Origin of the sequence: Methylorubrum podarium (assembly GCF_040270385.1) — a bacterium.
GTDB lineage: Bacteria > Pseudomonadota > Alphaproteobacteria > Rhizobiales > Beijerinckiaceae > Methylobacterium > Methylobacterium podarium.
In genome coordinates, this window is the sequence record NZ_JBELQE010000084.1 from 81,685 (window position 1) to 105,405 (window position 23,721).

At 69.0% G+C, this 23,721-nt stretch carries 22 protein-coding genes and 1 tRNA gene; 19 read left to right on the forward strand and 4 right to left on the reverse strand.

The genetic code is table 11. The annotated features are described in order from the left end of the window. Nucleotides 1–11: 11 nt before the first annotated feature. Entirely contained in the window at nt 12–620 is a 609-nt protein-coding gene (grpE, locus tag ABS772_RS15360) for a nucleotide exchange factor GrpE (RefSeq protein WP_350395713.1), read from the forward strand. A 70-nt stretch (nt 621–690) separates the two neighbouring features. Here the strand turns inward: grpE and ABS772_RS15365 are convergent, their stop codons facing one another. Further along, on the reverse strand, nt 691–1,548 hold the full coding sequence (locus tag ABS772_RS15365; RefSeq protein ID WP_238253554.1) for a prephenate dehydratase: 858 nt from the start codon (nt 1,546–1,548) through the stop codon (nt 691–693). Nucleotides 1,549–1,564: 16 nt separating this feature from the next. After that, the gene (locus tag ABS772_RS15370; protein WP_350395714.1) at nt 1,565–2,308 is read right to left on the reverse strand and encodes a 3-deoxy-manno-octulosonate cytidylyltransferase; all 744 of its coding nucleotides are present in this window, start codon (nt 2,306–2,308) and stop codon (nt 1,565–1,567) included. A gap of 306 nt (nt 2,309–2,614) precedes the next feature. Between ABS772_RS15370 and ABS772_RS15375 the strand changes: the two genes are divergently transcribed. From ABS772_RS15375 to ABS772_RS15415, 9 genes are all read left to right on the forward strand, one after another. Further along, the gene (locus tag ABS772_RS15375) at nt 2,615–3,538 is read left to right on the forward strand and encodes a c-type cytochrome (RefSeq protein WP_350395715.1); all 924 of its coding nucleotides are present in this window, start codon (nt 2,615–2,617) and stop codon (nt 3,536–3,538) included. Between the two features lie 173 nt (nt 3,539–3,711). Beyond that, nucleotides 3,712–5,625, forward strand: a complete 1,914-nt coding sequence (locus ABS772_RS15380) for an extracellular solute-binding protein (RefSeq protein WP_350395716.1) — start codon at nt 3,712–3,714, stop codon at nt 5,623–5,625. 8 nt (nt 5,626–5,633) lie between these two features. Further along, the gene (locus ABS772_RS15385; protein WP_350395808.1) at nt 5,634–7,496 is read left to right on the forward strand and encodes an extracellular solute-binding protein; all 1,863 of its coding nucleotides are present in this window, start codon (nt 5,634–5,636) and stop codon (nt 7,494–7,496) included. A gap of 9 nt (nt 7,497–7,505) precedes the next feature. Beyond that, nucleotides 7,506–8,612 carry a microcin C ABC transporter permease YejB gene (locus tag ABS772_RS15390; RefSeq protein WP_350395717.1) on the forward strand — a complete coding sequence of 369 codons (1,107 nt, stop codon included), beginning with the start codon at nt 7,506–7,508 and terminating at the stop codon, nt 8,610–8,612. Between the two features lie 67 nt (nt 8,613–8,679). Then, nucleotides 8,680–9,183 carry a GNAT family N-acetyltransferase gene (locus ABS772_RS15395; RefSeq protein WP_350395718.1) on the forward strand — a complete coding sequence of 168 codons (504 nt, stop codon included), beginning with the start codon at nt 8,680–8,682 and terminating at the stop codon, nt 9,181–9,183. Nucleotides 9,184–9,257: 74 nt separating this feature from the next. Next, a complete protein-coding gene (locus ABS772_RS15400; protein WP_350395719.1) occupies nt 9,258–10,796 on the forward strand; it encodes a class I adenylate-forming enzyme family protein in 1,539 nt (512 codons plus the stop codon). Between the two features lie 125 nt (nt 10,797–10,921). Further along, nucleotides 10,922–11,704, forward strand: a complete 783-nt coding sequence (locus ABS772_RS15405) for a glycosyltransferase family 2 protein (protein ID WP_350395720.1) — start codon at nt 10,922–10,924, stop codon at nt 11,702–11,704. 35 nt (nt 11,705–11,739) lie between these two features. Continuing rightward, a tRNA-Ser gene (locus ABS772_RS15410) sits at nt 11,740–11,832 on the forward strand. Nucleotides 11,833–12,572: 740 nt separating this feature from the next. Next, nucleotides 12,573–13,691 carry a helix-turn-helix transcriptional regulator gene (locus ABS772_RS15415; protein WP_350395721.1) on the forward strand — a complete coding sequence of 373 codons (1,119 nt, stop codon included), beginning with the start codon at nt 12,573–12,575 and terminating at the stop codon, nt 13,689–13,691. Nucleotides 13,692–13,881: 190 nt separating this feature from the next. Here the strand turns inward: ABS772_RS15415 and ABS772_RS15420 are convergent, their stop codons facing one another. Beyond that, nucleotides 13,882–14,238: a hypothetical protein gene (locus ABS772_RS15420; protein WP_350395722.1), complete on the reverse strand. Its 357-nt coding sequence runs from the start codon at nt 14,236–14,238 to the stop codon at nt 13,882–13,884. A gap of 4 nt (nt 14,239–14,242) precedes the next feature. After that, on the reverse strand, nt 14,243–15,535 hold the full coding sequence (locus ABS772_RS15425) for a sulfite oxidase (RefSeq protein ID WP_350395723.1): 1,293 nt from the start codon (nt 15,533–15,535) through the stop codon (nt 14,243–14,245). A gap of 432 nt (nt 15,536–15,967) precedes the next feature. On the opposite strand from ABS772_RS15425, the gene ABS772_RS15430 reads away from it, so the two are divergent. The 9 genes from ABS772_RS15430 to ABS772_RS15470 all read left to right on the forward strand — a co-directional run bounded on the left by ABS772_RS15430 (nt 15,968) and on the right by ABS772_RS15470 (nt 23,714). After that, the gene (locus tag ABS772_RS15430) at nt 15,968–16,738 is read left to right on the forward strand and encodes an ABC transporter ATP-binding protein (protein ID WP_350395724.1); all 771 of its coding nucleotides are present in this window, start codon (nt 15,968–15,970) and stop codon (nt 16,736–16,738) included. After that, nucleotides 16,731–17,627: an ABC transporter permease gene (locus ABS772_RS15435; protein WP_238253800.1), complete on the forward strand. Its 897-nt coding sequence runs from the start codon at nt 16,731–16,733 to the stop codon at nt 17,625–17,627. Before ABS772_RS15430 ends, ABS772_RS15435 begins: the two co-directional genes overlap by 8 nt. Nucleotides 17,628–17,900: 273 nt before the next feature. After that, nucleotides 17,901–18,920 (forward strand): ABC transporter substrate-binding protein, encoded by a 1,020-nt coding sequence (locus ABS772_RS15440; protein WP_350395725.1) that lies wholly within the window; start codon nt 17,901–17,903, stop codon nt 18,918–18,920. After that, nucleotides 18,917–19,672 carry a succinate dehydrogenase/fumarate reductase iron-sulfur subunit gene (locus ABS772_RS15445; RefSeq protein ID WP_350395726.1) on the forward strand — a complete coding sequence of 252 codons (756 nt, stop codon included), beginning with the start codon at nt 18,917–18,919 and terminating at the stop codon, nt 19,670–19,672. The genes ABS772_RS15440 and ABS772_RS15445 overlap by 4 nt, the downstream gene beginning before the upstream one ends. After that, nucleotides 19,669–19,998 carry a succinate dehydrogenase gene (locus ABS772_RS15450; RefSeq protein ID WP_350395727.1) on the forward strand — a complete coding sequence of 110 codons (330 nt, stop codon included), beginning with the start codon at nt 19,669–19,671 and terminating at the stop codon, nt 19,996–19,998. The genes ABS772_RS15445 and ABS772_RS15450 overlap by 4 nt, the downstream gene beginning before the upstream one ends. Nucleotides 19,999–20,089: 91 nt before the next feature. Continuing rightward, on the forward strand, nt 20,090–20,455 hold the full coding sequence (locus ABS772_RS15455; RefSeq protein ID WP_238253786.1) for a succinate dehydrogenase, cytochrome b556 subunit: 366 nt from the start codon (nt 20,090–20,092) through the stop codon (nt 20,453–20,455). Between the two features lie 43 nt (nt 20,456–20,498). Continuing rightward, complete coding sequence (locus ABS772_RS15460) at nt 20,499–21,371, forward strand: fumarate hydratase (RefSeq protein ID WP_350395728.1); 873 nt, start codon at nt 20,499–20,501, stop codon at nt 21,369–21,371. Between the two features lie 10 nt (nt 21,372–21,381). Further along, the gene (locus ABS772_RS15465) at nt 21,382–21,993 is read left to right on the forward strand and encodes a fumarate hydratase C-terminal domain-containing protein (protein WP_238253764.1); all 612 of its coding nucleotides are present in this window, start codon (nt 21,382–21,384) and stop codon (nt 21,991–21,993) included. Next, nucleotides 21,990–23,714 carry an L-aspartate oxidase gene (locus tag ABS772_RS15470; protein ID WP_350395729.1) on the forward strand — a complete coding sequence of 575 codons (1,725 nt, stop codon included), beginning with the start codon at nt 21,990–21,992 and terminating at the stop codon, nt 23,712–23,714. Before ABS772_RS15465 ends, ABS772_RS15470 begins: the two co-directional genes overlap by 4 nt. Nucleotides 23,715–23,721: the final 7 nt, after the last annotated feature.

The window sequence follows — 23,721 nt, forward strand, 5'->3', positions numbered from 1 at the left end:
TCGATCGCACGATGATGGCTGACGACATGGAGAAGCAGGAGCGGCACAACGGCGCGGAGGCGGAGGTTCCGCCGCAGCCCGCCGCTCCGATCGCGGGCGCGGATGCGGAAGGGCTTGCTGCCGCGATCGCCGAGCGCGACGAGTTCAAGGACCGCCTGCTGCGCACGCTGGCCGAGATGGAGAACCTGCGCCGCCGCACCGAGCGCGAGGTCGCCGACGCCCGCACCTACGCGGTGACGAACTTCGCCCGCGACATGCTCAACGCCGCCGACAACATCCGCCGCGCCCTCGACAGCGTGCCGGCCGATGCCCGCGCGAGCGCGGACGGCGCGTTCAAGGCCCTGATCGAGGGCATCGAGCTGACCGAGCGGGATCTCGCCAAGACGCTGGAGCGCCACGGCGTGAAGGTGGTCGATCCGAAGGGCCAGCGCTTCGACCCGAACCGGCATCAGGCGATGTTCGAGGTGCCCGACACCGAGGTTCCGAACGGCACCGTGGTCCAGGTGGTGCAGACCGGCTACGTCATCGGCGACCGGACCCTGCGCCCGGCCCTCGTCGGCGTCTCCAAGGGCGGCCCGAAGCCCGATGGCGGCAAGGACAAGCCCGCCGACGCCTCATGATCTTCTGCTGAGCGTCGAGAGCGAGAAAGGCCGGCCCCCATGCGCGCTGGCCTTTTTTGTGTCCCCTTCGCTACTCCGCCGCCTGCCGCGTGGTCTCGCGGAACGGGTGGGCCGGGTAGGTGCCGATGATGCGCAGCTCCTTCGAGAAGTAGCGCAGCTCTTCGAGCGCCCGGCGCAGGCCGTCATCCTCCGGATGGCCGTCGACCTCGGCGTAGAACTGGGTCGCGGTGAACTGACCCTCGACCATGTAGCTCTCGAGCTTCGACATGTTGACGCCGTTGGTGGCGAAGCCCCCGAGCGCCTTGTACAGCGCCGCCGGAATGTTGCGGACCTTGAAGATGAAGCTCGTCACCGTCGGCCCGTTGCCCGGCTCGACCTCGGCGGGCTCCGGCGAGAACACGACGAAGCGCGTCGTGTTGTGCGCCTCGTCCTCCACGTCGCGCTCCAGGATGTCGAGCCCGTAGACCTCCGCCGCCATGGCCGGGGCGAGCGCCGCGCGGGTCGGGTCTCCCGCCTCCGCCACCTCGCGGGCAGCCCCGGCGGTGTCGCCGGCCACCACCGCCTTGAGGCCGAGGCGCCGGATGATCCGGCGGCACTGGCCGAGCGCGTGGACGTGGCTGTGCACGCTCGTCAGGCCCTCCGCCGCCGCGCCCGGAAGGACCATCAGCTGGAAATGGATCGGCAGGAAGTGCTCGGCGATGATGTGCAGGCGCGAGGTCGGGATCAGGTGATGGATATCGGCGACCCGGCCGGCGATCGAATTCTCGATCGGGATCATCGCAAGGGACGCCTTGCCCTCGTTCACCGCGGCGAAGGCGTCCTCGAAGGTGGCGCAGGGCAGCGCGGTCCAGCCGGGATAGGCCTGCGAGCAGATGATGTGCGAGTTGGCGCCGGGCTCGCCCTGGTAGGCAATGGTGCGGTCGGTCATCGGTGCTTCAGCGGCTTCAGTTCAGGCGGCGGATGGCGAGCAGCGTGCGGGCGCGCTCCAGGTCGGCGGGGGTGTCGACGCCGAGCGGCAGATCCTCGACGATCATCGCGTCGATGCGCATGCCGACCTCCAGGGCGCGGAGCTGTTCGAGCTTCTCGCGCCGCTCCAGCTCGCCCTGCGGCAGGGCGACGAACCGGGCCAGCGCCTTCCGGCGATAGGCATAGAGGCCGATATGGTGGAACAGCGGTCCGTCGCCCCAGGGCGCGCGGGCGCGGGTGAAGGCGAGCGCGCGCAGGCGGTTGGGTCCGACCGTGTGGCCGATGATCTTGACGACGTTCGGGTCGTCCATCTCCTCGGGCCTATGGATCACCGCGCAGAGGGTGGCGATATCGACCTGCGGGTCGGCCAGCGGCGTCACCGACGCGGCGATGACCGCCGGGTCGATGGTCGGCAGGTCGCCCTGCACGTTGACGACGACGTCGTGGTTGCCGTCCGGATCGACGATCTCGAGCGCCTCCGCGAGGCGGTCGGAGCCGGAGGGGTGATCGGGCCGGGTCATCACCGCCAGCCCCCCCTGCCCCTCGATCGCCGCGGCGATCGCGTCCGTGTCGGTGGCGACCACCACGGGGCCGATCCCCGCCTCCACGGCGCGGCGCCAGACATGCACGATCATCGGCTCCCCCGCGATCTCGGCGAGCGGTTTCGACGGCAGCCGGGTCGCGGCGAGGCGGGCCGGTATCAGGATCAGGGGATCGGACATGACAGCGGTGCGACGAGCATCGGGCGAAACGGACAGGGGCGGCTCTAGCAGCGGCCGTCCGGCTTGTCATGGCCGGTCCTCTCCCTCCCTTGCCTCGCCTTCGGGTGCGGCAGGGCTGCAACGGGCGCGGCCCGCGCGCACGGCATCTGTGAGGAATAACGGTATGCGACAGCGCGCAGCGCGCGAGGCCCATTGTCAAGATCGGGCCCGAGCGGCTAAGCACCCTTGAAATCCTCCAAAGTCCGGCGTCAGCCCGTCGGGCCCTCATCCGCCGGGTCCTGATCCCGTGCGCCGGAGCTGTCGAGCATGGATTCCTTCGAGCTGAACAAGGTCGCGGGCGCAGTCTTGGGTGCCCTCCTGTTCGCGGTCGGGTCGGGCTTCGTGGCGGAGCTGATCTATCATCCCAAAGCCGCCGACGGGGCGGGCTACCTCCTGGAAGAGCCGGCGCCGAAAAGCGCGGAGACGGCCGCCGCGCCGAAGGCCGAGCCCATCGCCGTTCGGCTCGCCAGCGCCGACGCCGACAAGGGCAAGGGCGGTACCAAGGCCTGTCAGGCCTGCCACAGCTTCGAGAAGGGCGGCCCCAACAAGGTCGGCCCCGATCTGTGGGAGATCGTCGAGCGCCAGAAGGCCCATCACGAGGGCTTCGACTATTCCGCCGCTCTCAAGGAGAAGGGCGGCAACTGGACCTACGAGGATCTCGACCACTTCCTCGAGAACCCGAAGGGCTACGTGAAGGGCACCAAGATGGCGTTTGCCGGCATCAGCTCGCCGGCCGAGCGCGCCAACGTCATCGCCTATCTGCGCACCCTCGCGGACAGCCCGAAGCCGCTGCCGGCCGCCGAGAAGAAGGCCGAGACCGCGCCGGAGGGCGACAAGAAGGCGGATGCCCCCAAGCCGGCGGAGGGCAAGGCCGAGGACAAGAAGGCGGACGACAAGAGCAAGGCTTCCGGCAAGGCCGAGGAGAGGCCGGTCGAGAGCGCGACCGGCAACAAGGAGAAGGCGCCCCAGACCAACGCGCCGAAGGGCGACACCCAGTCCGGCGACGGCAAGGACACCGCCCGTCCGGTCCCGGCGCCGCAGGTTCAGCCGCAGCAGAACGAGGTCGCCCCGACCCAGCCTCCCGTGGCCAAGCCGTCGAGCGACATCCCGTCCAAGGCGAGCCCCGGCTCCGAGACCACGCCGGCGACCGAGCCTCCGGCCAAGGCCGATCCCGACGCGCCGAAGCCGTAAGGCAGGACGCCAGCGAGTTTCCTGAAAGGCCGGGCCCTGCAGCCCGGCCTTTTTCACGTCACGCTTGCCCCGGCGGCGCCCCTGCGCGCTCGCGGCGGGTTGGCGCCGGCCCCGGCCTCGTCCTAGAACGGCGCCCGACTGTCCTTCTCACGGGACCGGGAGACCGCGCCAACGTGACGGAAAACGCCGTAATCGCTCGCCGCAGCTTCCTCGCCGGAGCGCTCGTTCTCCTGGGGCTGCGCGGCCCCGCCTCGGCCCAGGAGCCCGCCGAATCCGCCTCGAAGGTCTCGGCGCAGGAGGCCCCCGGCACCTGGCGCCACGCCCTGACCCTGCTCGGCGAGCCGAAATACGGCCCGGACTTCCAGCACTTCGAGTATGCCGATCCGAAGGCGCCGGTCGGCGGCGTGGTGCGGCTCGGAGCCCAGGGCGGTTTCGACAACCTCAACTTCATCGTCAACGGCCTCAAAGGCGATCTCGAAGGCGGGATCACCCAGATCTACGACACGCTGATGGAGGATTCCGGCGACGAGCCGTTCTCCTCCTACGGGCTCCTCGCCGAGGGCGTGCGGATCGCCGAGGACGGCAAGTCGGTCACCTATCGCCTGCGGCCGAACGCGCGCTGGCACGACGGCAAGCCGGTCACCGTCGAGGACGTGATCTGGTCCTTCGACACGCTGAAGGCCAACAGCCCGTTCTACGCCGCCTACTATCACACCGTCACCAAGGCCGAGCCGGGGGCCGAGCGCGAGGTCGTCTTCCGCTTCAGCGAGGCCGGCAACCGCGAGCTGCCGCAGGTGCTGGGCCAGATGCAGGTGCTGCCCAAGCACTGGTGGACCGGCACCGACAAGAACGGCAAGCCGCGCAACGCCACCGAGACGACGCTGGAGATCCCGCTGGGCTCCGGCCCCTACCGCCTCGCCAAGATCGATGCCGGGCGCTCGGCCGTCTACGAGCGCGTGGCGGATTACTGGGGCAAGGACCTGCCGGTGAGCCGCGGCCGCAACAATTTCGGCACGGTCCGCTTCGAGTATTTTCGCGATGGGTCGGTGCTGCTGGAGGCGCTGAAGGGCGACCTCTACGACTTCCGTTCCGAGAACATCGCCCGCAACTGGGCCACCGCCTACGACGACTTCCCGGCGGTGAAGGAGGGACGCCTCATCAAGGAGGAATTCCCCGGCCGCGGCACCGGCATCATGCAGGCCTTCGTGTTCAACCTGCGCCGGGACAAGTTCAAGGACGAACGGGTGCGCCGCGCCTTCAACCTCGCCCTGAATTTCGAGGAGATGAACCGGCAGCTCTTCTACGGTCTCTACAGCCGGATCGATTCCTACTTCTACGGCTCGGACCTCGCCTCGTCGGGCCTGCCCGATGGCCTGGAGAAGGTGATCCTGGAGAGCGTGAAGGACAAGCTGCCCGGGCGCGTCTTCACCGAGACCTACACCAACCCGGTCAACGACACGCCCGAGGCCGTCCGCGCCAACCTGCGCAAGGCGGTCGGCCTGCTGCGCGAGGCCGGCTACGAGCTCAAGGGCGGCAAGATGGTCTCCAAGGCGACCGGCGAGCCGCTGACCGTCGAGTTCCTCGAATTCCAGAACGTGTTCGAAAGGGTGATCCTGCCCTACGCCGCGCAGCTCAAGCTGATCGGCATCGAGAGTTCGATCCGGGTGATCGATCAGGCGCAGTATCAGAACCGCCTGCGCAGCTTCGATTTCGACGTCACGACGTCGAGCTGGCCGGAATCGCTCTCCCCCGGCAACGAGCAGCGGGAGTACTGGGGCTCGGCCGCCGCCGACAAGCCGGGCTCGCGCAACGTCGCCGGGATCAAGGATGCGGGCATCGACGCGCTGATCGAGAAGGTGATCTTCGCGCAGGATCGCGAGACCCTGGTCGCGGCGACGCATGCCCTCGACCGGGCCCTGCTCGCCCACAACTTCGTGGTGCCGCAATGGTCCTCGCCGGTGACGCGGACGATCCGCTGGAACCGTTTCAGCCGTCCGGCGATCCTGCCGAAATACGGCGCCTCGGGCTTCCCGACGACCTGGTGGTACGACGAGGCGCTCGCCACCAAGACGGGGGCACCGCGATGACGACGGGGATGAGCGCGGGCGCGACCCGCCGCGGCGTCGTCCTCGGGACGGGGGTGCTGGCCCTCGCGAGCGCCCTGCCCCGGTCTCCCCGCGCCGAGGGGACGCGCGCCGCCCACGGGCTGTCGAGCTTCGGCGAACTGAAATACGCACCTGACTTTCCGAACTTCGACTACGTGAACCCGATGGCGCCGCGGGGTGGGCGCTTCTCGACGCAGATCGTCCAGACCTTCGGCAATCAGGCGTTCGACACCTTCGACACGCTCAACCCCTACGTCTTCCGCGGCAATGGCGCGGCTGGGATCAACCTCACCTTCGACAGCCTGATGGTGCGCGCGCTCGACGAGCCGGACGCGCTCTACGGCCTCGTCGCCCGCTCGGTCGAGATCAGCCCCGACGGCCTGATCTACCGTTTCACCCTGCGTCCGCAGGCGCGCTTCCACGACGGCTCGACCCTGACAGCCCGGGACGCGGCCTTCTCCCTCAATATCCTCAAGGAGAAGGGCCATCCGACGATCTCGCAGGTGATCCGCGACGTCGCCGAGGCGACGGCGGAGGGCAACGACATTCTGGTCGTCCGCTTCGCCGCCGGCCGCAGCCGCGACCTGCCGCTGATCGTCGCCGGGCTGCCGATCTTCTCGGCGTCCTACTTCGAGGGGCGTGATTTCGAGGCGCAGACGCTGCAGCCGCTGCTCGGCTCCGGCCCCTATCAGGTCGGGCGGATCGATATCGGCCGGTTCATCGAGCTGGAGCGCGTGACCGATTACTGGGCCGCGGACCTGCCTGTCATGGTCGGGCAGAACAACTTCGATCAGCTCCGCTACGAGTATTTCCGCGATCGGCAGGTGGCCTTCGAGGCGTTCAAGGGCGGCGCCTTCACCTACCGCCAGGAATTCACCTCGCGGATCTGGGCGACGGGCTACGACTTCCCTGCCGTGCGCGAGGGCCGCGTCAAGCGCGAGACCCTGCCCGACACCGCGCCCGCCGCCATCCAGGGCTGGTTCTTCAACACCCGCCGCGAGGTGTTCAAGGATCCGCGCGTGCGCGAGGCGATCGGCCTGTGCTTCGACTTCCCCTGGACCAACCGCACGGCGATGTTCGGGGCCTACGAGCGGACGGTCTCGTTCTTCCAGAAGACCGACCTGATGGCGACGGGCAAGCCGTCGGCCGACGAGCTGGCCCTGCTCGAACCCTTCAGCGGACAGATACCGGCGGAGGTGTTCGGCGAGGCCTGGACGCCGCCGGTTCCCGACGGGTCGGGCCAGGACCGGGCGCTGCTCGCCCGCGCGGTGGCGCTCCTCAAGGAGGCGGGCTGCACCCGCGAGGGCGGCGCCCTCCGGTTGGCGAACGGCAAGCCGATCGAGTTCGAGTTCCTCGATTCCGATTCCGTGTGGGAGCCCATCGTCCAGCCCTTCATCCGCAATCTCGGGCTGATCGGCATCAAGGCGCGCCAGCGGGCGGTGGATGCCGCGCAGTACCAGGCGCGGGTGCGCGACTTCGACTTCGACGTTACCGCCCGCGCCGCCTCCGGCGACGCGACGCCGGGGCCGGAGCTGCGCGAGGCCTACGGCTCGCGCGCGGCGGCGATCCAAGGCTCCAACAACCTCGCCGGCATCGCCGACCCGGTGGTCGATGCCCTGCTCGACCGGATCGCCAACGCGGAGTCGCGGGCGAGCCTCACCGTGGCCTGCCGCGCCCTCGACCGGGTTCTTCGGGCCGGCCGCTACTGGATCCCGATGTGGTACTCGCCGGAGTACCGCCTCGCCCTGTGGGACATGTTCGGCCGCCCGGCCAAGCTGCCGGCCTACGGGCTCGGCGTGCCCGGCCTGTGGTGGTACGACGAGGCGAAGGCGCGCCGGATCGGCCGGGGCTGAGGACCATTCATGCTCGCCTACATCCTGCGCCGCCTCGCCCTGATGATTCCGACCATCTTCGGGATCATGCTCATCACCTTCGCCATCATCCAGTTCGCCCCCGGCGGCCCGGTGGAGCGGGTGCTGGCCCAGCTTCAGGGCCAGCAGGAAGGCTCGCTCTCGCGCATCACCGGCGGCCAGGGCGATCTCGGCGGCGGGGTGACCCGCGGCGGGGGTGGCGGCGGCGAGACGTCGAAGTACCGCGGTGCGCAGGGGCTCGACCCCGCCTTCATCAAGAAGCTTGAGGCGCAGTTCGGCTTCGACAAGCCCGCCTACGAACGCTTCGGCAAGATGCTGTGGGACTATCTCCGCTTCGATTTCGGCCGCAGCTACTTCCGCGACGTGTCGGTGCTGGAGCTGATCAAGGAGAAGCTGCCGGTCTCGATCTCGCTCGGCCTGTGGATGACGCTGATCTCCTACGCGATCTCGATTCCGCTCGGCATCCGCAAAGCGGTCGCCGACGGCTCGCGCTTCGATGTCTGGACCTCCGCCGTCGTCATCATCGGCTACGCGATCCCGAGCTTCCTGTTCGGCATCCTGCTCGTGATCCTGTTCGCGGGCGGCTCCTTCCTGCAGATCTTCCCCTTACGCGGCCTCACCTCCGAGAATTTCGAGTCGCTGAGCCTCTGGGGCAAGCTCGTCGACTACGCGTGGCACCTGGTGCTGCCGCTCTCCGCCCTCGTGCTCGGCGCCTTCGCCACCTCGACCCTGCTGACGAAAAACTCGTTCCTCGACGAGATCCGCAAGCAATACGTCGTCACCGCCCGCATGAAGGGCGTGAGCGAGCGCCGCGTCCTCTACGGCCACGTCTTCCGCAACGCGATGCTGATCGTCATCGCGGGCTTCCCCGGCGCCTTCATCACCGCCTTCTTCACGGGCTCGCTGCTGATCGAGACGATCTTCTCCCTCGACGGGCTCGGGCTCCTGTCCTTCAACTCCATCGTCGGCCGCGACTATCCGGTCGTGTTCGCCACGCTCTACATCTTTTCCCTGCTCGGCCTCGCCGTGAACCTCCTGTCCGATCTGACCTATACCTGGATCGATCCGCGCATCGACTTCTCCGCCCGCGGGGCGTGACGGCGCGCGGTTTGCCGGGAAACCGGCGGCCTGCTATCGGCGCGCACCCGCCGCCGGACGCCGACCCGTGACCGCCCTCCCCCTCGTCATCCGCCCCGAGCATCCGGACGACGCCGCGGCGATCGAGCGGCTGCATGCCCGCGCCTTCGGTCCCGGCCGCTTCGCCCGCACCGCCTATCGCCTGCGCGAGGGCGCGGCGCCCCTCTCCGATCTCTGCCTGACCGCGCTGGTCGGCACCTACCTCGTCGGCTCCGTCCGCATCGGTCCGGCCGAGGCCGAGGGCGGATCGCTGCTCGTGCTCGGGCCGCTCACCGTCGATCCGAGCTTTTCCGATCGCGGCATCGGCACGAGCCTGATGCGGGCGAGCCTCGACGCCGCCCGCGCCGCCGGGCACGGTCTCGTCGTCCTCGTCGGCGACGCGCCCTACTACCGCCGCTTCGGCTTCGCGCCGGTGCCCGCCGGCCGGCTCACCCTGCCGGGGCCGGTCGATCCGGCCCGCTTCCTCTGGCTCGAGCTGCGGGACGGCGCGAGCGCGGGCTTCTCCGGACCGATCCGGCCGCCGCGCGGGTGACAAGGCCGCGCTTGACCGCCGCAACCGGGGATCGGACACCAGGGCAAACACGAAGATCACCGGAAACGCCCGCCGTGCCGACCGCAGACGACCGCCAGCCACCCGCCCGCTTCAACGCGGCCCGCCACTGCCTCGCGGAGAATGCCCGGCTGCGCGGCGACAAGACCGCGCTGGTCATGGTCGGCGAGGGCGGCAGCGTCAGCCGCCTCACCTACGGGCAGGCCGACCGGGCGGTGCGCGGCATCGCGGCGGGCCTGCTCGGCCTCGGCCTGCGCGCCGGCGACCGGGTGATGATCCGCATGGGCAACGAGACCGATTACGTGCTGGTCTATTTCGGCGCGCTCGCCGCCGGCCTCGTCGCTCTGCCCTCCTCGCCGCAGCTGACGGCCGACGAAGCGGCCTTCCTGATGGAGAATGCCGGCGTCTCCGCCGTGGTGACCGGCGAAGGCTTTTCCGATTCCGGCGCGGGCGCTCCCGCAGGCTGTCTTCGGCTGGATTCCCAAGCAATCGGGGCGATGAAGGCGGGCGAGCCGCTCGCCGACTACGCCGACACCGCCGCCGACGACCCGGCGACCCTCGTCTACACCTCCGGCACGACGAGCCGCCCGAAGGGCGTCCTCCACGCCCACCGTGCCATCTGGGGCCGCCGGCCGATGCACGCGCACTGGCTCGGACTGACCGAGTCCGATGTGATGCTGCATGCCGGCACCATGAACTGGACCTACACGCTCGGCGTCGGCATCACCGACCCCTGGGCCTGCGGCGCGACGACCGTGCTCTACAACGGCCCGCGCGACCGCGGGATCTGGCCGCGCCTGATCGCCGAGCAGGGCGCGACGATCTTCGCGGCGGTGCCGAGCGTCTACCGCCAGATCCTCAAATACGCCGACCTCGCCGAGCACGACCTTGCGCGGCTTCGCCACGGCGTCACCGCGGGCGAGGCCCTGTCGGCGGACCTTCTCGAAGCGTGGACGCGGGCCACGGCCAAGCCGCTCTACGAGGCGCTCGGCATGAGCGAGATCTCGACCTACGTGTCGAGCGGCCCGACCATCCCCGTCCGCCCCGGCTCGCCCGGACGACCGCAGCCGGGCCGCCGGGTGGCGATCCTGCCCGTCGAGGGTCCGCCCGAGCCGCTGCCGGCCGGCAAGACCGGCCTGCTCGCGGTCCACCGCTCCGATCCCGGCCTGATGCTCGGCTACTGGCAGCGGCCGGAGGAGGAGGCGGCGGTGCTGCGGGGCGAATGGTTCGCCGGCGGCGACCTCGCGCGCCTCGATGCGGACGGATACCTCTGGTTTCAAGGCCGCAACGACGACCTGATGAACGCCATGGGCTACCGCGTCTCGCCGGTCGAGGTGGAGGGCGTGCTGGCCGTCCATCCCGACATCGCCGAGGTCGGCGTGACGGAGCTGGCCGTTCGCCCGGATCTGCGGGTGATCGCCGCCTTCGTGGTGCTCCGCCCCGGCGCCGAACCGGACGAGGACGCCCTGCTGGCGTGGTGCGGCGAGCGCCTGGCCGCCTACAAGGCGCCGCGCGCCGTCCGCTTCCTCGACGCGCTGCCGCGTACCGCCAACGGCAAGGTCCAGCGCAAGCGGCTCGCGGACGCCGCCGGATAAACGACACTCCCCCGTGCTGGATGCCGGTCCGACGCAGCAATGCGTGTGGAGCCGAAGACTTGGCGCCGTGCTTGTTCATGCAGAACCCGGCCGGTACAGCGTTGGCGCCGCGCGTAACGAGACTCATGGCCCCGCTCCCGCTCTCCGTCTTCATCATCGTCAAGAACGAAGTCGATCGCATCGGCGCGACCATCGCGGCCGTGCGCGAGCTCGCCGACGACATCGTCGTCGTCGATTCCGGCTCGACCGACGGGACGCAGGCGCTCGCCGCCTCGCTCGGGGCCCGGGTGATCCACAACGACTGGCCGGGCTACGGCCGGCAGAAGCGCTTCGCCGAGGGCCAGTGCCGCCACGACTGGGTGTTCAACCTCGACGCGGACGAGGTCGTGCCCGCCGACCTCGCCGAGCAGATCCGCGCCGTCTTCGCCGACGAGGAGCCCGCGCATGCCGCGTGGAGCATCGCCATCGCCGAGATCTTTCCGGGCGAGACGCGCCCCCATCCCTGGGCCTACGTCCTGACCCCGGTCCGGATCTACCGGCGGGATCGCAGCACCTACTCCACCTCGCCGGTCCACGACCGTGTCGTGCTGGGGGCGGGCGTCACCGTGGGGCGGATCAAGGGGCGCATCCACCATTTCTCGGTGCGCTCGCTGGGCGACCAGCTCGACAAGCTCAACCGCTATTCGGACCAGCAGGCCGATGACCTCGACGCCCGCGGCGTGACGATCCCGGCCTGGCGCCTCTACGTCGAATTGCCGGGCAACTTCCTGAAGGCCTATTTCGGCCGCCGCCACTTCGTGCGCGGCGCCTACGGTTTCCTCACGGCGATGAACTACGCGATCTCCCGCCACCTGCGCGTGGCCAAGCATTACGAGCGCCGCGTCACAACCCCGCGCCGACCGGGTTGACCCGCCGCCCCGGAGCTTCTACAGCCGACCTGCGGGGAGACGTGGCCGAGAGGCTGAAGGCACTCGTTTGCTAAATGAGCATACCCCTAATAAGGGTATCGAGGGTTCGAATCCCTCCGTCTCCGCCACATATCCCATAACCTCTCGTGCTGTCGGAATTGCACAGATCCCGCGCAGTTCTTGCGCCGTGCCTGCTCCGACGGAATTCCACGAAGCCATGAGCCGGTGGGGCTTTCCGATCGAGGGCGGACTTTGTGTTCCCGCCACGCTCAACAGTGCTAGCACAATTGGCAGCGAGCGCTGAGCCGCCGGACAACAAGCATCGTTGAGCGGAACCGCTCTCGGCTCATCGTAACGCCGATGCCATCCGTGATGCGAATGTCAGCGTAGCCCTTGTTGGCCCAGTCGTCAGCGAGGCACATCGCGCTCGCAGCAAGGCTACGCATGGCCTCCTTGTGATGTCCGCGATAGTTCGCCGAGACGGTAAAGCGAGGTGGTCTAGCGGAAGGCATCTCGTAACCTCATAGAAGCCTGATTGCTTTAGAGGACGTGGGCACGGCTGCGATGTCATCTTCCGCACACGTGAAATCGGGAGCGGTCGTGAGCGTTGGGCGGGGGCTGAACGGCTCGAAAGCAAGGCGAACGAAATCTGTCGCAGACCCGAAGACGTGATCGACCACGCGATACCCCCGATCGGCGAGATCGGCCGCTGGCACTCTTCGTGCACACGCCGATCACGCTACTGGCACCCTGCCAAATATCTCTAGGTTGAGCGTCCACCCTAGGGTGGAGACGGAATGGTAGAGGTTTAGGCTTGTAATTCGGCCACAGCCGGCGCGTATCTTCGTCGGGCCTGTCGGAGGTGACGTTGAGCGACCCAGATCCCGCCGCCCTGTCCGCCGTGATCGCGCGGATGTACGATGCGGCTGTTGATCCCAAGCTTTGGCCCGACGCCATTGAAAGTATCTGTCTATTCGTCGGCGGCAATCAAGCCTTGATGTACTGGCACGACGCGCTCAAGCCGGAAGTCGATACGCTATTCCGATTCAACGACAATCCCTATTACAGCAAGATCTACCTGGAACAATACGCAGCTCTCAACCCGCTCTTTCCAGCTTTTGCCTTCGAACCTGTCGGTGCCGTCATGGCTGCGAGCGATGTGGTGCCGAATGCGGAGATGGAACAGACCCGCTTCCATCGAGAATGGCTGCTGCCGCAGGAGATGACCGATTCGCTGGGGATCGTCCTCGAGAAGGAGGCGACCCGCGCCGCCTTCCTGACCGTTCAGTGGCAGAGGCGGCCGATCGATCAGGCGGCCCGGCGGAGGATGGCCCTGCTCGCCCCCCATCTCCTGCGGTCGGTCGCGATCGGGCGACTGTTCGTGAGCAGCCGTCGGCGCGAGGCCGCCCTGACCGGGACGCTCGACCAGATCGAGGCCGGCGTGTTTCTCGTCGCCGAGACCGGACGCCTCGTCCTCGCCAACGCGCGCGGTCAGCGCATGATCGAGGAGGGACGCCTCCTGCGCGACGTCGGCGGACGCTTGCGGGCGACCTCGACCGCGGCCGACCGCGCCATCTTCGACCATCTGCGCACCCTTGGTGAACGCAACGGAAGTCCCATCGACGATCACGCGATCCCGCTGTCGGCGCCCGGGGACGGCAGCTGGACGGCGATCGTCATGCCCCTCTCCGACGATCGCCTCGGCCCTGAGAGAGAGCCGCGAACGGCGGTCGCGGCCATCTTCGTGCGATCACCGCAACCGGCCGTCGCCAGTCCGCTGGAAGTGTTCGCCCGACGGCACCATCTCACGGCCAGCGAGATCCGCGTGGTCGAGGCGACGTTGCGCCTGAACGGCCTCGACGCCATTGCCGACGCCGTCGGCATCGCGCGCTCGACCGTGAAGACGCACCTGAACCGCGTCTACGGGAAATCCGGCACCAAGAACCAGGCCGAACTCATCAAGAAGATCGCCGGGTTCGCCGCCTAGGACCGAAACCGAACCGAGCTTCTGGTTCGGAATACTGAATCGCCGGGCCCGCAGGCTCCGCCCGATCCCGGCTCGAAGCGACGCGCCGGAGTCCTCCCCGTCGTCGTGAAGGCACCTCAGACTGCGGTCCGGGGCGCTCAAGGGGACGACGGGCGTGACAGCCGAAACGCCACGTCCGCTCGCGCGCGGCCTATTGCGGCGCGAAAGGAACCTGGAACCCGCCCGTCCCGGTCGTTTTCTTCGGCGGGTGTGCCTTGGCCAGGTAATCGAGGACGACCCGGCGCTCGTCGTCGTCGAGCTTCGCCATGCCGTGCTTCTCGCTCATGAGCGTGATGGTCTCGTCCCAGCGTTCACGGCTCAAGCCCTGCGCCGCAACGAGCCGGTAGGCGTGGCAGGCGGAGCAGGTGCCGAACGCCTCGTCGCGTCCGGGAGCGGCGGGAAGGGATTCGGCACTCTCCTCCCGCGGTGCGGTCGGCTGAGCCGAGACCGGAGTCGAGACCGCGCCGAGCAAGAGCGCGGCAGCGGCGATCAGGGAGCGGATCGGCATCGGCTCAGCCCACCAGGATCGCGATGCGGTGCTGGGCATTGCCGCCGTAGCCCTGCGGGTTCCAGTTGGTCGCCAGGGTCGGCTGCGTCCGGCCGTTGACGTCGGTCGCGCGGGCGAAGATCTCGTAGTAGCCGTCCGACGGAAGTCTGAGCCGGGCCGTCCAGCGGTGCCAGTCGTAGCGATTCTTGAGCGCCGCGAGCTTGGCCTCGCTCCAGGTCTGACCGCCATCGATGCTGACATCGACGCGGGCGATCGGAACGTCGCCACCCCAGGCCGCGCCGCGTAGATCGAGATCGTGCGCGCCCGCCGGCAGCCGCGTGCCGTTCGCCGGCGACGTGGTCACGGCCCTGACCGGCATCGATTCGAGGATGCGGAAGGGTACGCCGTCGCCCTTGGAGCCAGGCACCAGCGGCCGCTCGGGCAGTCGGTACGAGTGACCGGTCATCCCCTGGCCGTCGTGCTCCCGGTCGCGCAGGGTGATCCGCGTCAGCCACTTGTGGGACAGCGAGCCCGGCCAACCGGGCACGACGAGCCTCAGGGGGCCGCCGTGGATGTTCGGCAGCGGCTCGCCGTTCATCGCGAAGACCAGCAGGTTGTGCTCCTCCATCGCCTTGGCGACGGGCATGCCGCGCGACAGGCTCTCCTTCTTGGCATCGCCCGAGAGATGGGGGTCGGCGCCGTGATGGGCCGTGTACTGCGCCGACGGCTTGACCTTCGCCGCCCGGAGCACCTCGTTCAGCGGGATGCCGGTCCATTCCGCGCAGCCGGCCCCGCCGTTGGTCCACTGGTTGCCGCGCGCCGGCGGCTGGAAGAACGACCGGCCGTTGCCGCCGCATTCCAGCACCATGCGGTAGGTCCTGGGCTTGAAGCGCTCCTTCAACTCCTTGAGCGAGAGGACCAGCGGCGCCTCGACCTCGCCATCGATCGTCAGCGACCAGTTTTCCCGATCGGCCGCCGCCTCGGGCACCTGCCCGTTGCAGCGGATGAAGAACTTCGAGATCGGGGTGGTGTCGTCGTCGAGCAGGTGCGCCGGCGTCTCCGCCACCAGAGGCCGATCGCCGAGGCTCGTCAGCCCGGAATCTTTGCCCTCGAAAGCGAAGGAGGCGGAATCGGCGGCGGCGGCCGGCTTCGCGGCCTCGCTCGGCTTCGCCTCCTGCGCGCGGACGGAGCCGGCCGTCATCACCGTCCCGGATCCGAGTGCGGCGCCTGCAAGTCCGGCCCCAGCGAGGAAGCCGCGCCGGTCGAGGCCGGCCGTTTGCACCGGGATCGTCGGTGCGTCGTCGCGCTTGGCTGTCATGGCATCCTCCCTCGGATCGTTGCGGCCAACGAGCGGAATGTCCCCTCCGCCTCGTGCCGTCCCGACTGGGCGAGCCGCCGGGACAGGAAGAGACGTACGCAAGACGGCTCGAACGCGCCATGATCTAGCCACTCCACCGAAGTCTTGTAAATGATATATGAGCTTGCTTGAGGCAGACGAGCTTGCTATGAAGGTCGCGGCATTCTGCCATCGACGCGCGAGTTCAGCCGGGAGAGCCGGCTTCGGGTTCGCCAACCGATACGCAAGCCATCAGGGCCCGTTCACGGACCTTCCGGACACCTTTTCGCTGGATCTTCGGCTCAACACGTCTGAAGATTATCGTCGCGGCGTACGGCCGTGCCGAAGCGCAAATAGAAACAAGACATAGCTCGCAAAAGATCGTGGCCTGAGCCGCGGCGCAGGGAGGAGCGTATGGACTTGAATCAACCGCTGTTGGAGGTCGACGGCGTTACGCTGCGATACAAGACGCCGCATCACCTGATCACTGCGACCTACAAGGTCAGCTTCGACGTTCTGCCGGGCGATCGTTTTGTTCTGCTCGGCCCATCCGGCTGCGGAAAGTCGACGCTCCTCAAGGCGGTCGGCGGCTACATGGCGCCGACCGAGGGCGAGATCCGGCTGAAGGGCCAGGTCGTGACCGGTCCGGGTCCGGATCGGATGATGGTCTTCCAGGAATTCGATCAGCTCCTGCCCTGGAAGACGGTCAAGCAGAACGTCGTCTTCGCCCTCGAAGCCTCCGGCCGCCTCACCGGCCGCGCCGCCGAGGAACGAGCGATGGCCTATATCGACAAGGTCAACCTCACGAAGTTCCTCGACAGCTATCCGCACATGCTGTCCGGGGGCATGAAGCAGCGCGTCGCAATCGCCCGCGGGATGGCGATGGAGCCCGACATCCTGCTGATGGACGAGCCCTTTGCGGCCCTCGACGCCCTCACGCGACGGCGGATGCAGGACGAGCTCCTCGCGCTCTGGGACGAGACCCGCTTCACCGTCCTCTTCGTCACCCACTCCATCCCCGAAGCGATCAAGATCGGCTCGCGGATCCTCCTGCTCTCGCCGCATCCGGGCGAGGTGAAGGCCGAATTGAACAGTGCGTCCTCGCCGGGAGAGCAGGCGGGCCTCGAGAGCCGCATCCAGCAGATGCTGTTTGCGGAGGAGATCAAGGAGGCGGAGAATGTCTAGCGCGAATGCCCTCGCCGAGGCTGTGCCCATGGCCCCCTCGCGCCCCGAGATCGTCCGCGAGCGGCTCTCCGCGCAGGGCGGCACCATCGTCGAGAAGCCGCTGACGACGCTGGAACTGCTCTACAACCAAGCCTGGCTGCGCAAGATCCTCATCCTGGCCGTGCTGGCCTCGATCTGGGAGATCTACGGGCGATATCTCGACAACGATCTTCTGTTTCCGACCTTCACCTCGACGCTCGCGGCCTTCTTCCGCGGCATGGCGGACGGGACGCTGCCCCTCCGGGCCTGGGGATCGGTGAAGATCCTGCTGGTCGGCTACGGTATCGGGATCGTGCTCGCGACGGTGCTGACGGGCCTCGCCATCGCCTCGCGGATCGGCACCGACTTCCTCGAAACCATGACGTCGATGCTCAATCCGCTGCCGGCGATCGCATTGCTGCCGCTGGCACTGATTTGGTTCGGCCTCGGCAACGGAAGTCTCGTCTTCGTGCTGGTGCATTCCGTTACCTGGGCGATCGCCCTCAACACGCATTCCGGCTTCCTCTCGGTGAGCCGGACGCTGAAGATGGTCGGACGCAACTACGGCCTCAGCGGCGCGAGCCTCATCCGGAAGATCCTGATTCCCGCGGCGTTTCCCAGCATCCTCACCGGCCTGAAGGTCGGCTGGGCCTTCGCGTGGCGCACGCTCATCGCGGCGGAACTCGTCTTCGGCGTCTCGTCCGGTTCCGGTGGTCTCGGCTGGTACATCTTCGAGAACAAGAACATGCTCGACATCCCGAACGTGTTCGCCGGGCTCCTGACCGTGATCCTGATCGGCCTCGTCGTCGAGAACTTGATCTTCCAGACGATCGAGAGCCACACCATCCAGCGCTGGGGCATGCAGGCCTGACGCGCCGACTAGGCATCATTCGAGAGCGATCGTCATCCCGAGGTGTCGGCAGCACCTCGGGATGACCTTTGCCGGCCAGCGCCAACATCCAAGCCGGGACGGTCTTCCGTCGGCCGCGGGCCTGCGGCTCAGGGGCATCCGAACGCCACCGCCCTCACACCCCGCTCAAGTCATGTATATGACATATTAATGTTGACAGCCTCCGGCCTGGGCGTATCCTCGGCGCGACGCTGACGGCATCGACAGATCGGCGCGAAACTGGTGAGGAACGCCATGACGGCACGGAACATGATCCGGCTCGTCGGCACGGTCGCGGCTTTGTGGGCGGCGCTCGGCGCGGCCTCGGCCGAGGTATCGACCGTCCGGCTCGCCAAGCAGTTCGGGATTTCCTACCTGCCGCTGACCGTGATGGAGGAGGAGGGCCTGCTGGAGAAGCAGGCCAAGGCGCGCGGCCTCGACATCAAGGCCGAGTGGCTGCGCTTCACCGGCGGCTCCGGCATGAACGAGGCCCTGCTCTCCGGCAATCTCGATCTCGCCGCCGGCGGTGTCGGCCCGTTCCTGACGATCTGGGGCCGCACGCAGACCAACATCAAGGTCAAGGGCGTGGCGGCCCTGAACGCGATGCCGCTCTGGCTGGTGACGGTCAATCCCGACGTGAAGTCGATCAAGGATTTCGGGCCGAAGGACAAGATCGCGCTCCCGACCGTGAAGACCTCGATCCAGGCGATCACCCTGCAGATGGCCGCCGAGCAGGCGTTCGGGGCGGGCCAGCAGGGCAAGCTCGACCCGCTCACCGTCTCGATGGGGCATCCGGACGCGCAGACCGCGATGCTGGGCGGCCGCTCGGAGATCACCGCGCATTTCGGCGCGCCGCCGTTCCAGGAACTGGAGTTGAAGGATCCCCGTGCCCGCAAGGTGCTCGACAGCTTCGACGTGATGGGCGGGCCGCACACCTTCAACCTCGTCTGGGCCTCCGGCCGCTTCGTCACCGCGAACCCGAAGGTGACCGCGGCCTTCCTGGCGGCGCTGGAGGACAGCCTGAAGCTGATCCGCGACGACCCGAACCGGGCCGCCGCGCTCTGGATCAAGGCCGAGGGGGCGAAACTCTCGCAGGAGGAGGCGGTGGCGATCATCCGCGCGCCGCAGAACGAGTGGACGACCGCGCCGAAGCGGATGCTCGACTACCTCGGCTACATGAACCGCGCCGGGCTGGTCTCGGCCAAGGCGAGCGCCGAGAGCGAGCTGTTCTTCCCCGCCTCCGACACCGGTGCCCCGAAAGAGGCCGCGCGGTGACGGCGCCCGTCGATCACGCCGCCGCCGCACGGGGCGCCACCGAGGCGCTGCGGGTCCGCATCCGGCGCGGGGACGGCATCGAGGACTTCGCCGTGCCGCGGCGCGCCAACCAGACCGTGCTCGACGTCGTCACCGAGATCCAGCGCGAGCAGGATCCGACGCTGGCCTACCGCTTCGCCTGCCGGGTCGGCATGTGCGGTTCCTGCGGCATGACGGTGAACGGGCGCCCGCGCTGGACCTGCCGGACCCGCGTCGCCGCCGTGGCCCCGGAGGGCGAATTGCTGCTGGAGCCGCTGCGCAACCTGCCGGTGGTGAAGGATCTCGCCGTCGACATGGAGCCCTTCTTCGAGAAGTGGCGTCGCGCCCACGGCTATTTCGAGCCGGGCGAGAACCCGCCGGACGATTTCGCAACGGTGCTTCCCGATTCCGCGGAGCGCCGCGAGGCGGATGCGGGCATCGAGTGCATCAATTGCGGCGTCTGCTACGCCGCCTGCGATCTGGTGACGTGGAACCCCGATTATCTCGGCCCGGCGGCGCTGAACCGGGCCTGGACCCTCGTCAACGACGTGCGCGACCGCGACGGCGACGCGCGCCTCGCGGCGGTGGCGGGTGATGCCGGCTGCCATTCCTGCCACAGCCACATGAGCTGCACGGAACACTGTCCGAAGGCCCTCAGCCCCACCTTCGCCATCGCCGGGCTCAAGCGCGAGACCGGTAGGGCGGCGCTCCGCCGGCTCTGGAGGCGCGGATGAGCCCGCTTCTCTACCTCGCCCAGCGCGGCACCGCCGCGATCCTGGCGCTCACCGTGGCGGTGCATCTCGGCACGATCCTCTACGCGGTGCGCGGCGGGCTCACCGCGGGCGAGATCCTCGGTCGGACGCAGGGAAATGTCGGCTTCCTGCTGTTCTACGCGGTCTTCGTGCTGGCGGCGGCGATCCACGCGCCGATCGGCCTGCGCAGCGTGCTGCGCGAGTGGACCGGCTGGCGCGGCCGCTCCCTCGACCTCGCCATGCTCGCCGTCTCGGCCCTGCTGGCGGGGCTGGGACTGCGCGCGACGCTGGCGGTGTACTGGGCATGAGCGCGCACGCCGCATCGGCAGGGCACATTCCCTCCCCCCGCAGCGGGCGGAGGAAGAACAGCGCCCTGAGGCAGCATCCGGGAGACCCGGCATGAGAGCGTCCCTGAGCCCCGGCATCACCCACGCCCCCCACCGCCGGCCGGGTTTCGCCGCCGCGCTGATCCACCGGCTCTCCGGCATCGCGCTGGCGCTGTTCCTGCCGATGCACTTCATCGCCCTCGGCACCGCGCTCCAGGGCGCCGACCGGCTCGAGAGCTTCCTCGGCCTCACCCACAACGGCTTCGTGCGCACCGCCGAGTGGGGCCTCGTCTGCGCGCTGGCCGTCCACATGGCGCTCGGCCTGCGGGTGCTGGCGATCGAGTGGCTGAGCTACCGCGAGCGCACCGCCGTCGTCGTCTCGGGCTGCCTCGCGACCGCGTTCGCGATCGGCCTCCTGTTCCTGCTCAGCGGGGCCTGACGCCCCGCCGACCCCCTCCCCCGGCACATCCCGGAGATCCGCCATGGACCTCGACCTGCACGAATTCGAGGAGGTCTGCCGCGACCTCTACGTCCGGGCCCTGAAGATCCTGCCGCCCGACATCAAGGCCGGCTTCGCCGACCTGCAGCGGGCCGAGACCAGCACGACCGGCCGCGCCATCCTCGACACGATGGTGGAGAACGTCGCGGTCGCCGAGCGCACCAAGAACATCCTCTGCCAGGACACCGGCATCCCGATCTACAACATCCGCATCGGCCGCGACGTCGGTTTCGACGGCGTCGCGCTGAAGGCCGCGATCCGGCGCGGCTGCGAGCGGGCGACGAAGGAGTTCTCCCTTCGCTCCTCCGTGGTCCACCCGATCACCCGGACGAACGAGCAGACCTCCTGCGGCATCCGGGTTCCGATCATCCACATCGATTTCGACGACAGCCCTGAGACCGTCGCGGTCGAGATGATCCCGAAGGGCTCGGGCTCGGAGAACGGCTCCTTCCTGCAGATGCTGCTGCCCTCCGACGGGATCGGCGCGGCCAAACGCTTCGTGATCGACCGGGTGATCGAGCTCGGCGGCCGGGTCTGCCCGCCGACCATCGTCGGCGTCGGATTGGGCGGCACCTCCGACCTGTGCATGCACCTCGCCAAGGTGGCGGCGACCCGGCCGCTGCGCTCGGTCTGCGCCGACCCGGAGGGCGCGCGGATCGAGGCGGAGCTGTCGCGCGCGGTGAACGAACTCGGCATCGGCCCGCAGGGGCTCGGCGGGCGCTCGACCAGCTTCGCCGTGCACGTCGAACTGGCCGCCACCCACATCACCCAGAACCCGGTCGCAGTGAACATCCAGTGCCACTCGGCCCGCCGCGCCCGCGCGACGATCACGCCGGGCGGCATCGCCTTCGATTGAGGAGACAGTCGTGGCCCACCACGTCCTCGACATGCCGGCCGGTGAGGCCGAGATCCGGGCCCTTCGGATCGGCGACACCGTGACCCTGCGGCGCTGGCTGTTCGGCATCCGCGACGCGACCCTGATCCACATGTTCGACCGGGACCGGCCGACCCGGCTCGACCTCGCCGGCCACGCGGTGATCCACACCGCGCCGAACGTGCACCGGGTCGAGCCGTCACCCGAGGCGCCGGTCGGCTACGCGCCGTTCTGCATCGGCACCACGACCTCGATGCGCATGGAGCGCTTCACCGACGCCCTGATGGCGCGCGAGGGCGTTCGCCTGATCGTCGGCAAGGGCGGCATGGGGCCGGCGACGCTCAAGGCCTTCGCCGAGCGCGGGGGCGCCTACCTCGCCATCGTCGGCGGCGCCGCGGCCCTGGAGACCACCTGGATCGAGCGGATCGAGGATGTCGACCTCGACGACCTCCATCCCGAGAGCCTGTGGCGCTTCGCCATCCGCGATTTCGGTCCGCTGCTGGTGGGCATGGATTCGCACGGCGGCTCGCTCTTCGCCGAGGTGCAGCGCGACGTGGCCGCCCGCCGCGACGCGGTGGTGGCCAGCCTGGAGAACGCGCGATGAATCCAGCTCAGGTCGAGACCGATATCCTGATCCTCGGCTCCGGCGGGGCCGGCCTGTTCGCGGCGCTCCACGCCAAGAAGACCGCGCCCGACCTCGACGTGACGGTCGCGGTGAAGGGCCTGCTCGGCAAGTGCGGCTGCACCCGCATGGTCCAGGGCGGCTACAACGTGGCGTTGGCGCCGGGCGACTCGGTCGAGCGCCACTTCATGGACACGGTCGAGGGCGGCAAGTGGCTCAACGACCAAGCGCTCGCCTGGACGCTCGTCACCGAGGCGCAGGTTCGCATCCGTGAGCTCGAGACGGAGCTCGGCTGCTTCTTCGACCGCAATGCCGACGGCAGCGTGCACCAGAAGGCTTTTGCCGGCCAGACCTTCGATCGCACGGTGCACAAGGGCGACCTCACCGGCATCGAGATCATCAACCGCCTGTCCGAGCAGGTCTGGCGCCGCGACGTGCGCCGCCTGGAGGACCACCGGGCGCTGGAACTGATCCCGGCCCGCGACGGATCCGGGCTCGCGGGCGTCCTGATGCTCGACATGCGCACCGGCGAGCCGAAGCTGATCCGGGCCAAGGCCGTGCTGCTCGCCACCGGCGGCGGGCCGACCATGTACAAGTACCACACGCCGTCCGGCGACAAGTCCTGCGACGGGCTCGCCATGGCGCTGCGGGCGGGACTTCCCCTGCGCGACATGGAGATGGTGCAGTTCCACCCCACCGGGCTGCTCGCCGGGGACGGCACCCGCATGACCGGCACGGTGCTGGAGGAGGGCCTGCGCGGGGCGGGCGGCTGGCTGCTCGATTCGACCGGCGAACGCTTCATGCACGCCTACGACCCGCGCGGAGAGCGGGCCACCCGCGACGTCGTCAGCCGCTCGATCATGCGGCGCATCCGCGAGGGCTTCGCCACCCCGAGCGGGGGCGTCCACATCCAGATGAGCCATCTCGGACCCGAGGATGTGCGCCGCAAGTTCAAGGGCATGGTCGAGCGCTGCGCCGATTGCGGCTTCGACCTCGCCGGCGGTCTGGTCGAGGTGATCCCGACCGCCCACTACATGATGGGCGGCATCGCCTTCGCCGTCGATTGCACCACCGCGATGCCGCGTCTCTTTGCGGCGGGCGAGGATACCGGCGGCGTGCACGGGGCGAACCGGCTCGGCGGCAACGGGGTGGCGAACTCGACCGTGTTCGGCGGGCTTGCCGGCCAGTCCATGGCCCGCGCCGTCGCGCGCGACGGGCGCCTCGCCGATCCCGATCCGCGCGCGATCGAGGCCGGCCTCGCCCGCGCCTACGGTCCCGTCGGCCGTCCGGCGGCCGAGCTGCCCGCGATCCGCGAGGCCCTGTACGAGACGATGTGGACCGACGTCGGCATCCTCCGGGACGCCGCCGGCCTGGAGCGGGCGCTCACGGCCCTCGACGGCTTGGAGCAGGCCGTCACCCGATCGGGCGCGCCAGACGGCGACCGGCGCTACGCGCTCACCTGGATGGACCGGCTGAATCTGGAAAACCTCGTTCTGGTGTCCCAGGCCGTCGCGCGGGCGGCGTTGGCCCGCACCGACAGCCGGGGCGCGCATTTCCGCGAGGATTACCCCGAGACCTCGGACCTCGCGACCTCGCGCTACACCGTCGTGCGTCGTCACGGCGAGGCCTTCGACCTCGCCATGGAGCCCGTCCGCTTCACCCATGTGCGGCCGGGCGGCTCGCTCCTCGACGCGGCGGCGTAAGGCCCGC

Excerpts from the sequence above, each read along its gene's own strand:
- grpE (WP_350395713.1), top strand. The coding sequence starts at position 12 with ATGATGGCTGACGACATGGAGAAGCAGGAGCGGCACAACGGCGCGGAG.
- ABS772_RS15365 (WP_238253554.1), bottom strand. The coding sequence starts at position 1,548 with ATGACCGACCGCACCATTGCCTACCAGGGCGAGCCCGGCGCCAACTCG.
- ABS772_RS15370 (WP_350395714.1), bottom strand. The coding sequence starts at position 2,308 with ATGTCCGATCCCCTGATCCTGATACCGGCCCGCCTCGCCGCGACCCGG.
- ABS772_RS15375 (WP_350395715.1), top strand. The coding sequence starts at position 2,615 with ATGGATTCCTTCGAGCTGAACAAGGTCGCGGGCGCAGTCTTGGGTGCC.
- ABS772_RS15385 (WP_350395808.1), top strand. The coding sequence starts at position 5,634 with ATGAGCGCGGGCGCGACCCGCCGCGGCGTCGTCCTCGGGACGGGGGTG.
- ABS772_RS15390 (WP_350395717.1), top strand. The coding sequence starts at position 7,506 with ATGCTCGCCTACATCCTGCGCCGCCTCGCCCTGATGATTCCGACCATC.
- ABS772_RS15405 (WP_350395720.1), top strand. The coding sequence starts at position 10,922 with ATGGCCCCGCTCCCGCTCTCCGTCTTCATCATCGTCAAGAACGAAGTC.
- ABS772_RS15420 (WP_350395722.1), bottom strand. The coding sequence starts at position 14,238 with ATGCCGATCCGCTCCCTGATCGCCGCTGCCGCGCTCTTGCTCGGCGCG.
- ABS772_RS15425 (WP_350395723.1), bottom strand. The coding sequence starts at position 15,535 with ATGACAGCCAAGCGCGACGACGCACCGACGATCCCGGTGCAAACGGCC.
- ABS772_RS15430 (WP_350395724.1), top strand. The coding sequence starts at position 15,968 with ATGGACTTGAATCAACCGCTGTTGGAGGTCGACGGCGTTACGCTGCGA.
- ABS772_RS15435 (WP_238253800.1), top strand. The coding sequence starts at position 16,731 with ATGTCTAGCGCGAATGCCCTCGCCGAGGCTGTGCCCATGGCCCCCTCG.
- ABS772_RS15440 (WP_350395725.1), top strand. The coding sequence starts at position 17,901 with ATGACGGCACGGAACATGATCCGGCTCGTCGGCACGGTCGCGGCTTTG.
- ABS772_RS15450 (WP_350395727.1), top strand. The coding sequence starts at position 19,669 with ATGAGCCCGCTTCTCTACCTCGCCCAGCGCGGCACCGCCGCGATCCTG.
- ABS772_RS15455 (WP_238253786.1), top strand. The coding sequence starts at position 20,090 with ATGAGAGCGTCCCTGAGCCCCGGCATCACCCACGCCCCCCACCGCCGG.
- ABS772_RS15460 (WP_350395728.1), top strand. The coding sequence starts at position 20,499 with ATGGACCTCGACCTGCACGAATTCGAGGAGGTCTGCCGCGACCTCTAC.
- ABS772_RS15470 (WP_350395729.1), top strand. The coding sequence starts at position 21,990 with ATGAATCCAGCTCAGGTCGAGACCGATATCCTGATCCTCGGCTCCGGC.